The organism is Sulfitobacter sp. AS92 (assembly GCF_038900015.1).
Classification (GTDB): domain Bacteria; phylum Pseudomonadota; class Alphaproteobacteria; order Rhodobacterales; family Rhodobacteraceae; genus Sulfitobacter.
Window position 1 is genome coordinate 208905 of the sequence record NZ_JBBMQL010000001.1, and the last position, 14371, is coordinate 223275.

Consider the following 14371-nt stretch of genomic DNA (forward strand, 5'->3'; position numbering starts at 1 on the left):
TCAGTTGGCCGTCAGGCGTTGGGAGAGTTCATCAGCGGCGGTTTCTGCCGCTTGGCGCGCGCGGGCATCGACAAGCCATTCCGCCATTGCATCCTGCGCCGGTGCGGGCAGCGTGTCGATCTCGGCCAGTGCATCGGTTAAGCGGCCATCGCGCACAGCGGCTTCGGCGCGAGATAGGACAGCATCCGGGTCCGCCCCATCGCGCGGGGCAACCGACCGAGCACCAAGCTGGCGTTTTAAGAAACCGCCAAAACTGCCCTCGCCATCATCCGGCACAGCGGCGCGGGCGGTGGCCAACGCTTGGCGCGCCGCATCGGGATAGCGCGATTGAAGGTTGGCGAGGGTCACAACACCACCCGTAGCAGTGTCGGTGAGCGGTTGGGGAATGTCCTCAACCCCGGCGGCCTGCAATTCGGCCAGCGCAGCCTCATAGGGCCGTCCGGCGCTGATCGCGGTGTTGATCTGGGTCATCGCGGTTTGAGCGCGGGCTGACACGGCTGCTGCGGCTGTGGCCTCTTCGGCGCTTTGTGCGTTATCAAGAAGGCTCTCGACTTCGCTACGCTGTTCAGCGACCGACGCGCGCAGGGCTTCCATCTCGCGTTCAAATGCCGCAATTGCGACTTCGTTTTCGCCCCCGCTTACGGGTTGTTTCTCAACCGTGGTGAGACGACTGTCGAGTTCTGCCAATTGGCTCTGAAGCGCCGAAAATTCTTCACGTGCGGCGGTTAGCTCTCCACGTGCTACGGTTAGGTCTTCACTCAGGGCATCCACTTGCGGCAGGTTCTCTGGCAACGCTGCAGGCTCTTCTGCACGGGCTTCCAGATCAGCAATGCGAGCCTGCTGCGCTTCCATAGCGCTTTGCAATTCAGCGGCGCTTTGCGCGCGTGTGCCCAGAACATCGTATTCTGAGGCCGCGAAACCCAATCCTGCGGCGATCACGCCACCCAAAACCATCGGGAAAAAGACGCTGCGTTTGCGCTCTTTCGGGGCGGGTTCTGGGGCCGGAGTTGGTTTGGCTGTGCTTGTAGCTGTAGTTGATTTCTCAGATTTGCCAGATGTGGGCTTGGACGTGTTAGCGTTGGTGTTCGTAGCCGCGGCAGACGCACGTGACGGCGCAGGGTCAGAAGACGGTTTATCTTTCGGTGGCGTGACGCCCGAACTGGTCTTTGGGTCATCCATCGCAGCCGCTGGTGCTGTTTTCGTGTCTTTGGCGGACGCAGCGTTTGAGTGCGGTTTTACGTCCTTTTCGGGCTTCTTAGGGTCGGGGCTTGTAGCCCCAGCTTTAAGAGGCTCAGCCTTTTCCTCAGATTTTGGTGTCGCGCTTGCTGCGGTCGGCTTCGATGGGTCGGTGTCTGCGGGCTTGAGCGTGGTGCTGTCAGTCTGGCCCAAGTCGGTCTTGCCCACTTCAGGCTTCGCCACTTCGGGTTTGTCGATACCGGGCTTCACATCATTGCCGCTATTGTCGGTGCTTGCGCCAGTCTCAGAAGCGCTCGCCTTCGCTTGTGATGTCGCCTTATCCGCCACAGATGGCGTCTGATCGGCCGTGGTCTTGTCCGCTTCGCTTTTGCTGACCGTCTTTTTGGGTTTCGCCACGCCGTCCGCCTTTCGATTCTGAACCTGTCATTCGCTCGCAGAGACGAGCTTACCCGGCATACCTATGCCCCTCAAGGCAAGGTGGTGCGGCGAAAGAGTTTTTCAACGGTCTTTGCCATAGCGTCGCCAGTCGGTTCTGCCGCGACATCATGCGCGTAGAGCGGCAGGCCTTCAAGCGCCTGAGCTGCGGCATGACTGATCGACACGGCGATAACGCTCTGTGTATGTGCAGCCTCGCGCGCAAAGTGCTGCGCGCTGCGGGGTGAAAAGAGCGGCACAAGAACGGGGTCAGAGCCTTTTAGCAGCGTTTGCGCCTCTGCTGTGAGCGGTAACAGGTGCTGCTCATAGACCGTTGCGACTTCGGTGGTCAGACCCGAAGCGCTTAAAATTCCAGCAACATCGCCGCGGCGATGACGCCCGGCAAGATGCAATAGCGGCCCGATATCGGCCCGACCGGAGAGGGTCGCGATCATCGCTTTGGCATCCAGTCCGGCCATTTGCGCCTGCCAGCCGGCATCAATCGCCGCCTCCGTGGTTTTCGGCCCAACACAATAGGCAGGCATTCCACCTCCCTTAGGCGCATGGGCCACGCCATTTGCCGAAGTGAAGATCACCCCGGCAAAGGCCGCAAGATCAACAAGCGCGCCAGTGGGAACAATCTCGATCAGCGGAGAGATCACAGCCCCTGTCCGCAGCGCGGGCGAGAGACGCTCAAGAAACCGCGCGGCACCGGGCTGGGGGCGGGTCAGAAGCAATCTTGGCTGCGGCATCGCAAGGCTCCGGCATTGTTTGCGCGTGACAGCGGTGTTACCTGCGGTACAGGTGCCTTGCAACGGAAAGCCCCCATGCCCTCTACCCAACCTCAGACCCGCTTGATCCTTGGTTTGGAAAGCAGTTGCGACGATACCGCAGCCGCCGTGGTGCGCATGGATGAGGACGGGCGCGGCACGGTTTTGGCATCGGTTGTGGCAGGCCAAACTGAATTGCATGCCGATTTTGGCGGTGTAGTGCCTGAAATCGCCGCACGTGCCCATGCGGAAAAGCTAGATCATTGTGTTGAGGACGCACTGCACGAGGCGGGGATCACCCTGCCGCAGATTGACGCCATTGCGGTCACTGCTGGACCAGGCCTAATTGGCGGCGTGGTCTCTGGCGTGATGTGCGCCAAGGGACTTTCAGCGGCGACGGGCAAACCGCTTTATGGGGTGAACCATCTGGCCGGCCATGCACTGACGCCACGCCTGACCGATGATGTGCCTTATCCCTATCTCATGCTGTTGGTTTCAGGCGGGCATTGCCAGTTTCTGCTTGTGCGCGGGCCGGATAGTTTTGATCGCCTCGGCGGTACGATTGACGATGCCCCGGGCGAAGCGTTCGACAAGGTAGCGCGGCTGTTGGGTCTGCCCCAGCCCGGCGGGCCGTCGATAGAGAAATGCGCGCACGGGGGCGATCCCAAACGCTTTGCCCTGCCGCGTCCGCTGCTGGATCGTGACGGCTGTGATATGTCCTTTTCAGGTCTGAAAACCGCTGTGTTGCGCGCGCGGGACAAATCTATGGCCGCCAATGGCGGGCTGACGCGGCAAGATCAGGCGGATCTGGCGGCCGGGTTTCAAGCCGCGGTGGTTGATGTGCTCGCCCATAAAACGCGCCGCGCATTTGCAGAGTATCCGGCAGAAGGCGCGCGGGGCCTTTGCGTGGCGGGGGGTGTGGCGGCAAACAAATCCATCCGCGCTGCGTTAGAGACTGTTGCAGCCGAACAAGAGGCACGTTTCGTCGCGCCGCCGCTGGCGCTGTGTACAGATAACGCTGCGATGATCGCCTTTGCTGCTGGAGAGCAGGCCGCTTTACGCAACGCCGATGATCTGACGCTCTCGGCCCGCCCGCGCTGGCCGCTGGATACTGCACGGCCTTCGATGCTGGGCAGCGGCAAGAAGGGGGCCAAGGCATGAGTGTTTCTGTTCTGGGCGCCGGTGCATTCGGCACGGCGCTGGCAATCTCGTTGGCGGGAAAAGGGCCGGTGACGCTCTGGGCGCGCGATGCGGGGGACATGGCCGAACGGCGCGAGAATGTCAAACGTCTGCTGGGTTGCCCGTTTCCCGAAACGCTCAGCGTAACGGATGATCTTGAGGCCGGGACGGAAGCTGAAATTATATTGCTGGCCGTGCCGATGCAAAAATTGCGCAGCGTCTTGGAAGAGCATAAGGATGCGCTTCACGGGAAACATTTGGTTGCTTGCTGCAAAGGCATCGAACTGAGCAGTGGCGTCGGGCCGGTGAGCGTGATCACCCAGACCATCCCCGATGCCACGGCAGCGATCCTTACGGGGCCAAGCTTTGCCGCCGATATTGCGCGGGGTCTGCCCACCGCATTGACCTTGGCCTGCGCGGATGCAGAGGCGGGCAAGAAGCTGCAAGCGGAACTGACCACGGCAAACCTGCGGCTCTATCGCACCACAGATACCATCGGCGCGGAACTGGGCGGGGCGCTGAAAAACGTCGTCGCCATCGCCAGCGGGGCTGCGATTGGGGCGGGGCTGGGCGAGAGCGCACGGGCAGCCCTGATGACACGCGGCTATGCCGAGATGCAGCGCCTTGCCGCGCATCTGAAGGCAGAGCCGACAACGCTGGCCGGGCTTTCAGGCTTTGGCGATCTAACGCTGACATGCACCTCCGAACAATCGCGCAACTACCGGCTGGGCCAATCGCTTGGCCAAGGGACGCCGTTCGACCCGACCACCACCGTCGAAGGAGCGGCCACCGCCCGCGCCGTTGATGCGCTGGCCCGTGACGCTGGGCTCGATATGCCAATCACCCGCGCAGTTGCCGGGTTGCTCGACAACCAGTTAGATGTGGCTGGCGCCATGAAATCACTACTGACCCGCCCCCTAAAGGAAGAATAATATGTTTGTTGCCCTGATCGCCCATGACAAAGCCGACGGTTTGCCGATCCGCCAGGAAAACCGGCCTGACCACCTTGCCTATCTCAAATCCGGCGATGCCGTGGCCCAAGCTGGCCCGCTCTTGAACGCCGAAGGCGGCATGATCGGCTCGCTTATTATTCTGGACGTAGCAGACATGGCAGCAGCCGAGGATTGGGCCGCGAATGACCCCTATGCCAAGGCCGGTCTGTTCCAAAGCGTGACCCTGACCCATTGGAACCGGGTGATCGGCTGATGGCCTATTGGTTGTTCAAATCCGAACCTGCGACGTGGAGCTGGGCCGACCAGAAAGACAAGGGAGACGCGGGCGAGGAATGGGACGGCGTGCGTAACTATCAGGCACGCAACTTCATGCGCGAGATGAAAGTTGGCGATCTCGGGTTCTTCTACCATTCGCAGAAAGACCGGGAGATCGTCGGCATCGTCGAAGTCTGCGCGGAGACGCATCCCGACAGCAGCACCGATGATCCGCGTTGGGAATGTGTGGACATCAAAGCGGTGCGGTCGTTCAGCGTGCCTGTGACGTTGGATACGATCAAAGCCGACCCGAGGCTTCAAGAGATGGTGCTGGTGAAAAACTCCCGTCTGTCGGTGCAACCCGTGACCGAAGCGGAATGGGAACTTATCTGCGCTTTGGGCAAGACAGCGCCCTAAGGGGATGGCTGAAATTAACGATTGGGAAACGAAAAAGGGTTCCGGCACCCCGCCAGAACCCTCCTCACCCCATGTGCTCCCAAAACCACCACACATGTTCTTTAAACTCTTATCAGCGCACGAAGCCGATATAAGAGTGATAGCATAAGCTGCTAGTTTTCTCAACTTTCTACTGTGTCAAAGCCCGTTCAAAAACGAAACGCGCGCTTAACCAAGCGCGCGCCCCAAGAAAGGGTTTGTTAATGTTCCCGACGGCGTGTTCAGCCGTAGACGGACTCTTTGCCGAAGTGTTTGACTAGCATGTAATAGACCACCGCGCGGTACTTGTTCCGCTCGGACCGACCGTAAGTTTCGATCGCCTTTTGAATGCCGCCCATAAGATGTTCATCGTCAGGCAGGCCGAGTTTCTTGATCAGGAAGTTGTCCTTCACAGTGTTCAACTCTGCTGTATCGCTGGAAGACACTGTTTGCGCGTCGGCGTTATAGATCGAGGGACCACAACCGATGGTCACCTTGGTTAGCAGATCCATATCCGGATTCATCCCGCATTTGTTCTTCAGATCTTCGGCGTATTTCGCGATCCATTCGTCACGCTTGCCCATAAAGTTTCTCCCAACAAAAATCTTCGGCCCCTTGCAGGGGTTCCTGAAGGGGGAGCCTAAAGTCATATCACTGTTTTGCAAAAGATTTATTTCGGTGCTGCAAGTTGACCTTAGGTGCGCACGGAAAAGAGGCGCCCACAATGGGGCGCCTCTCTGTTAGGTTATTGCCGGTGGCTTACGACGGGTTGTCGAGACTAACGTCGTCTTCCAGACCTTCAATTGCGCTCTCATCAACTTCCGGCTGGGCTTCCAGCTCGGCTTTGGTCCAAGAGCTTAGCTTCAGGTCGTTTTCAGCAGCCATTGAGATTTCCTCAAGCGGCACGGCGACGGTGTGTTCGCCAAGGCCAAGGAAGCCACCTACGCCGACGACTGCGGCGTAGCCTGTGTCGGTCTTAATCACGTAATCGATGTCACCGATTTTGTCGCCATCCGCTTCAACCACGGTCAGGCCAACCAGATCACCCACAACCATACCAGAGAAGGCATTGCTCATGCCTGTATCGGTGCGTGTGACGTCAGTTTCCATGTCAGCTTCGGTATCGGAAGCGACGTCTTCGGTTAGGTCAGTGTCGTTTTCGCCTTCAATTTCGGCGGTCATTTCACTGTCGACCGTGGCATCGTCGTCGGTTGCGACGTCGGTGTCTGCTTCAACGTCAGCGTCGATGTTGCTGTCGGTCTCGGCGCTGAGGCTCGAGTTGGACTCGGAATCTGCGTTACCGGCCAAATCGGCTTCGGCATCGAGGTTCGTGTCAGTTTCAGTCTCGGCGGTCATATCGCCTTCGACTTCAGTGTCAGCTTCGACGTCGGCCTCTGCGCTGTCGGTGTTGGAGCGCACAGCGTCATCCAAAGATTCGGCGGTTTCGTCTACTGCGTCGCGTGTTGCCTCTGCAGTGTCTTCAGCCTGCTGCTTAAGCGAGGTGCCCAGATCTTCGGCGGAATTGCTTACGCTCTCGCCGGAGACGGTTGCCTCGGCGTTTGCGGCAGCACCGGCATCGGTGTCCGCAGTTTGAGCGAATGCAGTGCCCGCTGTCAGTGCAAGGGCGGCGACGGTGGATTTCAGGAATGTACGTTTCATTTTCGAACTCCTTTTTTAGTGGTCTGGGGGAGAAACACCGCCCAGACCACTATGTTCCGCCCTCAATTTGGTGCGCGCGGATATGTGCTTGAATCCGCCGATAGATCTATATTTGCGTTTATAATTAATACTTTATACGAAAAACGCCGCCCTGCGATCTGCGGGGCGGCGTGAAAACCTTTAAAAAGAAGGGAACCCCTCAGGATTTAGTAGCGGTAATGCTCTGGTTTGAACGGTCCTTCGGGGGTCACACCGATATAAGCGGCCTGCTCGGGGTTGAGTTTCGACAGCTTCACGCCGATCCGATCCAGATGCAGGCGGGCCACTTTTTCGTCCAGATGCTTGGGCAGGATGTAAACGTCATTGCCGTATTTGTCAGTGTTTTCCCACAGTTCGATCTGCGCCAAGACTTGATTGGTAAAGGACGCGGACATCACGAATGACGGGTGACCGGTGGCATTGCCGAGGTTCAGCAGACGGCCCTCAGAGAGCAGGATCAGACGATTGCCATTCGGCATCTCGATCATATCCACCTGTTCTTTGATGTTGGTCCACTTGTGGTTCTTCAGCGCGGCAACTTGGATTTCGTTGTCGAAGTGACCGATGTTGCCAACAATCGCCATGTCCTTCATCTCGCGCATGTGCTCGATGCGGATCACGTCCTTGTTGCCGGTGGTGGTGATGAAGATGTCGGCAGTTGCCACGACATCTTCCAGCAGCACGACTTCAAAACCGTCCATCGCTGCTTGCAACGCGCAGATGGGATCGACTTCGGTGACCTTAACGCGCGCGCCAGCACCGCTCAGCGACGCGGCAGAGCCTTTGCCCACATCGCCATAGCCCATGACGACAGCAACCTTACCGGCCATCATCGTGTCGGTCGCGCGGCGGATACCGTCGACGAGGCTTTCTTTGCAGCCGTATTTGTTATCAAACTTCGACTTGGTTACGGAATCGTTCACATTGATCGCGGGGAAGGGCAGTTGGCCCTGTTTCACCAGATCATAGAGACGGTGGACGCCGGTGGTGGTCTCCTCGGATACACCTTTAATCTGGTCGCGCATCTTGGTGAACCAGCCGGGGCTTTCGGCCATACGCTTTTTGATCTGAGCGAAGATCGCTTCTTCTTCCTCAGACTTCGGCACGGAGATCAGATCGTCTTCGCCATTCTCGACCCGCGCGCCCAAGAGAATATAGAGCGTCGCATCGCCGCCATCGTCGAGGATCAGGTTCGGGCCTTCGGGGAACATGAAGGATTTATCGAGGTAATCCCAATGCTCAACCAGCGACTGGCCTTTGATTGCGAAGACCGGAACGCCTGATTCAGCTATCGCCGCAGCTGCGTGGTCTTGGGTCGAGAAGATGTTACAAGACGCCCAACGCACATCGGCACCAAGCGCGACCAGTGTTTCAATCAAAACGGCTGTCTGGATGGTCATGTGCAACGAGCCGACAATTCGCGAGCCTTTCAGCGGCTTGCTCTCACCGTATTCATCGCGCAGCGCCATCAGGCCCGGCATCTCGGTCTCGGCAATGTCCAGCTCTTTGCGCCCGTAGGCCGCCAGATTGATATCCTTAACAATATAGTCGTGGGCCATGCGGCGCTCCTGTGTAAAGTGTTGGAGGCCGGTTAGCAGCTTCGCTACGAATTCTCAATGTGAATGGGGCCGATGCCCCAGAGTGTCAGTCTAGAAGAGCGGCCAGTTGCTTATTGTCGGAAATGCCAGCCATCCAGTTGTCGCCCTGGGCCATGACGCAAGCATTTCCGTCCGCCATGGATTTCACCAATGTCCATGTCCCCGATTGATCCGACGCCCAAAGCTGGTTGTTGTCCTCGCGCTGACCCGGAACAGGCTCTTCGCCGTACCAATCGATCAACGCCGACTTCATCTCTTTCGCGGGCATGCAGACTTCTTCTGCCTGCGCGGCCCCGGCGAGGGCACCCAACGTAACTGCAAGTATCGTACCGGAAAAAACGGGTTTCATGATCATCTCCTTCGTGGGATGAACAGGGTGTAGAGGGGAATGGTTCCCAAAGTATTACCATGGAAGGATCGCATCGCGATGGCCCAGAAACCGCGCGCGTGGCAAAGGATGCTCTCGGGTCGGCGGTTAGACCTGCTGGATCCGACCCCGGTAGATGTTGAAATTGAGGACATTGCGCATGGGTTGGCCTTTGTTGCGCGCTGGAATGGTCAGACGCGGGGCGACTATGCCTATTCGGTCGCCGAACATTCGCTTCTGGTTGAGACGATCTTTGCCCGGATCGCGCCGCGCGCGCCTGCGAAGTGGCGCTTAGCCGCGCTGCTGCATGATGCGCCGGAGTACGTGATCGGGGACATGATCTCGCCGGTGAAGACTGCTGTTGGGCCGGATTACCGCGCGTTAGATGACCGGCTGACCACCGCCGTTCATCTGCGTTTCGGCCTTCCCGCGAGCCTGCCTGTGCGCGTCAAACAGCAGATTAAGAAGGCGGATCGTGTCAGCGCATGGATGGAGGCCAGCCAGATTGCGGGATTTTCTGAGACCGAAGCGACGCGTTTCTTTGGCCGCCCGGATGCATCGCTGATGGAAGGGCTGAACATCTTGCTGCGCCCGCCCGTCGAGGTGCGAAATGAATTTACCGCACGCCACGAGGCGCTGCTCGGCGAAATGGCGTGATCCACATCCGCCGTGCCGGGGCACTGGATACCCGCGCCTTAGCCGAACTGTTGAACGCGATCATCGCCATGGGCGGCACCACAGCAATGGTCACCCCCGTCACCGCGCGCGAGTTGCGGGGGTGGATGGCAGCGCCAGACAGCGCATGGCACTTGGCCGAGGATGAGCGCGGCGCGCTGAAAGGATTTCAATATATCGAGCCGCACCCCGATCTGCCCAAAGGCGGTGTGGATGTCGCAACCTTTGTGCGCGTGGGGGAAACGGGTTTCGGCATCGGCTCGGCACTGTTTGAACAGACCAAGCAAGCTGCCCGTGACCTGGGCTATGCCCATATTCACGCGATCATCCGTGCCGATAATCTAGGCGGATTGGCCTATTACCAAAGCCGCGGGTTCGAAGATTTTAGACGGCTGCCCAATTGCACACTCGCCGACGGCACCCGCGTCGATAAAATCTGGAAACGGTTCGAGCTTTAGCGCGGCGAGCGTTTTGCCAAGATACGCTGCAAGGTCCGCCGGTGCATGTTCAGGCGACGCGCGGTTTCCGATACATTGCGATCACACAGTTCATAGACACGCTGAATATGCTCCCAACGCACACGATCAGCGCTCATCGGGTTTTCAGGCGGCTCGGGGAGTTCGCCTCCGGTCGCCAAGAGCGCGTTCACGATGTCATTGGCGTCAGCGGGTTTTGAGAGGTAGTCCGTCGCCCCTGATTTCACTGCTGCCACCGCCGTGGCAATCGCCCCATATCCGGTCAGCACGACAACCCGCGTATCGGCGCGTTTGTCGCGGAGCACTTCGACAACATCGAGCCCATTGCCATCCTGAAGACGCAGATCAACCACCGCAAAGGCCGGGGGGCGGGCTGTGGCAATGGCCTTGCCCGCCGCGACAGAGCCTGCGGTTTCCACCTCAAAACCGCGCTTTTCCATCGCCTTGGCCAAACGGCGCAGAAACGGCTCGTCGTCATCGACTAGAAGCAAGCTGCGGTCTGGGCCTAAGTCGGAAATATCCTGCATCAACGTCCCCTCTTCTAGGCTAGTATGGGGCGGCTATGGCCGGGGGTCAATTTTAGCTTTGATCCAGAAAACAGCCGATGCTGTCGGCCATCTGCTCGGGCCGGACCTCGCGGCGGAAAAAGTCGACGACCCCTTTTCCGGGCATGACCAGATAGCTGAAGGTCGTGTGATCGACGAGGTATTCACCATTTTCATCCGCCGGATGCGCCTTGTAGTAGGTGCGGTAGGCTTGGCTGGCCGCTTTGACCTGTTCAGGCGAGCCGGTGAGGCCGACCATGCGAGGGTGCATCACCTCGGCAAAGTCACCGACCACTTCGGGCGTGTCGCGTGCCGGGTCGACGGTGATGAAAACAGGCGTGATGCTTTGGCCGCGCTCTTCGAGGATCTCGGTCGCTGCTGCGTTGCGGTCTACATCCAGCGGGCAGACATCGGGGCAGGAGGTATAACCGAAATAGAGCAAGGCAGGCTCGATGATAACATCGGTATCAGTCACGGTTTCGCCTGCGCCGTTAACCAATTCAAACGGCCCGCCGATATCACCGCCCGCCACTTGGCTCGACCGGCAGGAGGCATAGGCATCGTCGTCGCCGCGCAGCACCATAAATGCCGTGCCGGCCAGAAATACCGCTGCAACCCCAACCGCACCGAATGCAATCATCTGTTTCATGTCAGTCCTCCGCGCCATCGGCCGCTCTTGATCGTATTTCGCGGCAGACCTACGCTAGATCGCAGGTGATGCAAGACGCAATAAAGTGATGGGGCTAAGATGACGCAGGCAAATATTCGGCCCCTCGATGGGCGCACCCGCGCCAGCTGGATCCGGCTGCGCACGATGATCCTGCTGCGCTGGTTCGCCATCGCCGGACAGTTGACAGCTGTGACCGTCGCACAATGGGCGCTTGGGCTGCAACTGGCCTTTGGCCTGTGTTACATGACCATCGGCGTTTCGGTCGTCGGCAACCTTGTCGCCGCGTTCGTCTTCCCGCAGAACAAGCGCCTATCCGAGCGCGAGAACCTTGCGATGGTGTCGTTCGACCTACTGCAACTAACCTTGCTGTTGGGGTTGACCGGAGGGCTGCACAACCCTTTCGCGCTGCTTCTGTTAGCGCCTGTTACGATCTCCGCCACCGCGCTTAGCCTGCGCTCTACGCTGGTCCTTGGGGCCACGGCGATTATCGCCGCGTCGGTTCTGGCGCTTTGGCATCTGCCGCTGGTCACCCAATCGGGCGATGTGCTGCGCCAGCCGGGCATCTTTGTCTTTGGTCATTGGGCCGCGCTGCTGATCGCCATCGTCTTTACCAGCGCCTATTCGCGGCGGGTGACGTCTGAGGTACACTCCATGGCAGACGCGCTGTCGGCCACGCAACTGGTACTGGCGCGCGAACAGAAACTCTCGGACCTCAGCGGCGTTGTTGCCGCCGCCGCGCATGAGTTGGGCACGCCGCTGGCGACCATCAAACTGGCCAGTAGCGAATTGCTTAACGATCTCGAAGACCGCCCGGATCTGGCCGAAGACGCGGCGCTGATCCGCGATCAAGCCGACCGCTGCCGCGATATTCTGCGCGACATGGGGCGCATCGGCAAAGACGATCTGCATATGCAGCGTGCGCCCCTGACTGCCGTGGTAAAAGAGGCTGCTGAGCCGCATTTGGAGCGCGGTAAGACGGTGATGTTCTCTGATAATCCAATGGCCCGAGATCACGCGCGCCCGCCGACAATCCCGCGCAAACCGGAGATCATTCACGGGCTGCGCAATTTGGTGCAGAACGCGGTGGATTTTGCCGAAACTACGGTTTGGATCGAAACCGAATGGTCCGCCGAAGACATCTCCGTGCGGATCATCGACAATGGGCCGGGCTTCCTTCCGCAGCATCTGGGCCGGATCGGTGACCCTTTTCTGCGCCGTCGCAGCGGTACGGCCAGCGAACCCCCGCGGCCAGAATATGAGGGCATGGGGCTGGGGCTATTTATCGCCAAAACCTTCCTTGAGCGCTCCGGCGCGCGGCTGCGGTTCGCCAATGGATCAGACAGCGGTTGGCTACGCGGGTTGCCGCCTGCGGGCAGCGGCGCTGTGGTCGAAGTGGTCTGGCCGCGCCGACTGCTGGACCTCGGCCCCGACGACACGGGGATGGGAGAGAACCAGCGCCTGACCGCTTGAAAGCTGAGTCTGGGCAAATTCATTAATGATCCATTAACCTTTGCCCGACAGAATAAGGCTTCGCATTTGCCGAAAGGGGTTTCCGTCATGGCATTGCCAGACGTTTTCATTGTGCTTTTCGCCGCTTGTTTTACGGCCCTAGCTGCGCTTTGGTGGCTATGCCTTCCCAGTACCCGTGCGGCAAAGGCACCGCCTGACATAGACGATATGAGCCTGCTTTTTGAGGACGGCCACCTGATCCACGGGTCCGACAGCGCGCTCACGCGTTTTGCGCTCGCCCCGGGATATCACCAATGGGAGGATATTCGCGAAGCGCTGCTGTCACGGTTTCCCCAGTTTCCTGTCACCCCCCGCCATGGCACCACCGGCAATCTGACCCTCGCGGCAGAGGATGGGGACAGCCCGCCAGAGCTTCGCATCACATGGCGCGATGCGTTGTGTTGGCTGCATCTGCCTCAAACCCGCGCCGCGGCGGAGCTTACAGAGGAAACTTTCACCAAACTTGCCGCGTTACGCCGCGCCAGTGACAGCAGCCCAAACCCCGCATGGCAGACCGAAGCGGGCGCGCGCATTATTTGGCACAACCGGGCCTATGCCGCACTAAAACAAAAGGTGAAATATGACCCCGAAAGCGGCGGTGCTGCCCTGTTCAGCACGCCGTCGCCCGAACACCCCAATCGCGTCTGTCTACGCAGCAACGAAGGGGAAAAACCCGATTGGTATGCCCTGACCACCACGACAGAGGACCATATCCAAATCTACCACGCCACTTGCATTAATGCCGTGGTCGCCGCCGAAGAAGCGCAGCGCAACTTTGTCCAAACCCTCGCAAAAACCTTTGCGCATCTGTCCATTGGGCTGGCAATATTTGATCGCAATGGGCAGTTGGCGCTGTTTAATCCGGCCTTGGTTGACCTTACCGCGTTGCCTGCCCCCTTTCTCAGCGCCCGGCCCACTATGGTTTCTTTCTTTGATCAGCTGCGCGAAAGCCGCCGCATGCCGGAACCAAAAAACTATAAGAACTGGCGTCAGGAAATAGCCGAGGTGATCGCCGCTGCGACTGATGGGCGCTATCAAGAAACTTGGTCGCTTGAAAACGGTCAGACCTACAGCATTCGGGGCCGTCCGCACCCCGATGGCGCTACCGCCTTTTTGATCGAAGACATCACAGCCGAAGTCACCCTGACCCGCAATTTCCGCGCCGAGCTTGAGCAGAGCCAGAGCTTGCTTGACGCGTTGGAAGATGGTTTCGCCGTCTTTTCCGCCTCTGGCGTGCTGACATTCTGCAATGCGGCCTACCGCGAACACTGGAAACAAGACCCAGACAAAAGCTTTGCCGAAATCACCATTGACGACGCCATTCGGGTCTGGCGTGGGATGTCGGCGGCCAATCCGCTTTGGCCCGATATCGCTGAATTTGTCATGTGCCGGGGGGACCGTGCGGGCTGGAATATGCCCATCTATCCGCATCAAGGCCCGCCACTATCTTGCGAGGTTTCCGCCATCGCTTCGGGCGCAACGCTCATACGCTTCCGCGCGATCCCGGTTGAGGCAGGTCGACAAGACCGTGTCGCCGCCCCTTTGGCAAACGACCGGCGGCAACCCTCCAACTAAGCGATCCCAGACCGCTTTAATCTTGCGGCTGCGCGTCGGCACGCTAAGCATGGGG

Annotated in this window: 16 protein-coding genes; 8 read left to right on the forward strand and 8 right to left on the reverse strand. The window is 59.2% G+C overall.

The window, feature by feature from the left end; all coding sequences use genetic code 11:
* The gene (locus WNY61_RS01010) at positions 1-1593 is read right to left on the reverse strand and encodes a hypothetical protein (protein WP_342849592.1); all 1593 of its coding nucleotides are present in this window, start codon (positions 1591-1593) and stop codon (positions 1-3) included.
* A gap of 71 nt (positions 1594-1664) precedes the next feature.
* Positions 1665-2363, reverse strand: a complete 699-nt coding sequence (locus tag WNY61_RS01015; protein WP_342849593.1) for a uroporphyrinogen-III synthase — start codon at positions 2361-2363, stop codon at positions 1665-1667.
* A 75-nt stretch (positions 2364-2438) separates the two neighbouring features.
* On the opposite strand from WNY61_RS01015, the gene tsaD reads away from it, so the two are divergent.
* The 4 genes from tsaD to WNY61_RS01035 are packed head-to-tail and all read left to right on the forward strand — an operon-like array spanning position 2439 to position 5185.
* Entirely contained in the window at positions 2439-3542 is a 1104-nt protein-coding gene (gene tsaD / locus WNY61_RS01020; protein ID WP_342849594.1) for a tRNA (adenosine(37)-N6)-threonylcarbamoyltransferase complex transferase subunit TsaD, read from the forward strand.
* Positions 3539-4492 carry an NAD(P)H-dependent glycerol-3-phosphate dehydrogenase gene (locus WNY61_RS01025; RefSeq protein ID WP_342849595.1) on the forward strand — a complete coding sequence of 318 codons (954 nt, stop codon included), beginning with the start codon at positions 3539-3541 and terminating at the stop codon, positions 4490-4492. The genes tsaD and WNY61_RS01025 overlap by 4 nt, the downstream gene beginning before the upstream one ends.
* A gap of 1 nt (position 4493) precedes the next feature.
* Positions 4494-4766 carry a YciI family protein gene (locus WNY61_RS01030; protein WP_342849596.1) on the forward strand — a complete coding sequence of 91 codons (273 nt, stop codon included), beginning with the start codon at positions 4494-4496 and terminating at the stop codon, positions 4764-4766.
* Entirely contained in the window at positions 4766-5185 is a 420-nt protein-coding gene (locus WNY61_RS01035) for an EVE domain-containing protein (protein ID WP_342849597.1), read from the forward strand. Before WNY61_RS01030 ends, WNY61_RS01035 begins: the two co-directional genes overlap by 1 nt.
* Positions 5186-5445: 260 nt before the next feature.
* Here WNY61_RS01035 and WNY61_RS01040 read toward each other — a convergent pair whose 3' ends face one another.
* The 4 genes from WNY61_RS01040 to WNY61_RS01055 all read right to left on the reverse strand — a co-directional run bounded on the left by WNY61_RS01040 (position 5446) and on the right by WNY61_RS01055 (position 8848).
* Positions 5446-5787, reverse strand: a complete 342-nt coding sequence (locus tag WNY61_RS01040) for a DUF2853 family protein (protein ID WP_342849598.1) — start codon at positions 5785-5787, stop codon at positions 5446-5448.
* 175 nt (positions 5788-5962) lie between these two features.
* Positions 5963-6862 (reverse strand): PRC-barrel domain-containing protein, encoded by a 900-nt coding sequence (locus WNY61_RS01045; RefSeq protein WP_342849599.1) that lies wholly within the window; start codon positions 6860-6862, stop codon positions 5963-5965.
* Between the two features lie 206 nt (positions 6863-7068).
* Entirely contained in the window at positions 7069-8460 is a 1392-nt protein-coding gene (ahcY, locus tag WNY61_RS01050; RefSeq protein ID WP_342849600.1) for an adenosylhomocysteinase, read from the reverse strand.
* Positions 8461-8545: 85 nt separating this feature from the next.
* Complete coding sequence (locus WNY61_RS01055; protein WP_342849601.1) at positions 8546-8848, reverse strand: S-adenosyl-L-homocysteine hydrolase; 303 nt, start codon at positions 8846-8848, stop codon at positions 8546-8548.
* 78 nt (positions 8849-8926) lie between these two features.
* Here WNY61_RS01055 and WNY61_RS01060 point away from each other — a divergent pair, with 78 nt between their 5' ends.
* Both WNY61_RS01060 and WNY61_RS01065 read left to right on the forward strand, forming a co-directional pair.
* Positions 8927-9523 (forward strand): HD family hydrolase, encoded by a 597-nt coding sequence (locus WNY61_RS01060; RefSeq protein WP_342849602.1) that lies wholly within the window; start codon positions 8927-8929, stop codon positions 9521-9523.
* Positions 9520-9999: a GNAT family N-acetyltransferase gene (locus tag WNY61_RS01065; RefSeq protein ID WP_342849603.1), complete on the forward strand. Its 480-nt coding sequence runs from the start codon at positions 9520-9522 to the stop codon at positions 9997-9999. The genes WNY61_RS01060 and WNY61_RS01065 overlap by 4 nt, the downstream gene beginning before the upstream one ends.
* On the opposite strand, the gene WNY61_RS01070 is transcribed toward WNY61_RS01065, so the two are convergent.
* Positions 9996-10544: an ActR/PrrA/RegA family redox response regulator transcription factor gene (locus WNY61_RS01070; protein WP_342849604.1), complete on the reverse strand. Its 549-nt coding sequence runs from the start codon at positions 10542-10544 to the stop codon at positions 9996-9998. The genes WNY61_RS01065 and WNY61_RS01070 overlap by 4 nt on opposite strands.
* A gap of 52 nt (positions 10545-10596) precedes the next feature.
* Positions 10597-11211: an SCO family protein gene (locus tag WNY61_RS01075; RefSeq protein ID WP_342849605.1), complete on the reverse strand. Its 615-nt coding sequence runs from the start codon at positions 11209-11211 to the stop codon at positions 10597-10599.
* Positions 11212-11310: 99 nt separating this feature from the next.
* Between WNY61_RS01075 and WNY61_RS01080 the strand changes: the two genes are divergently transcribed.
* Both WNY61_RS01080 and WNY61_RS01085 read left to right on the forward strand, forming a co-directional pair.
* Complete coding sequence (locus WNY61_RS01080; protein ID WP_342849606.1) at positions 11311-12702, forward strand: ActS/PrrB/RegB family redox-sensitive histidine kinase; 1392 nt, start codon at positions 11311-11313, stop codon at positions 12700-12702.
* A gap of 87 nt (positions 12703-12789) precedes the next feature.
* Positions 12790-14316, forward strand: a complete 1527-nt coding sequence (locus tag WNY61_RS01085) for a PAS-domain containing protein (RefSeq protein WP_342849607.1) — start codon at positions 12790-12792, stop codon at positions 14314-14316.
* Positions 14317-14371: the final 55 nt, after the last annotated feature.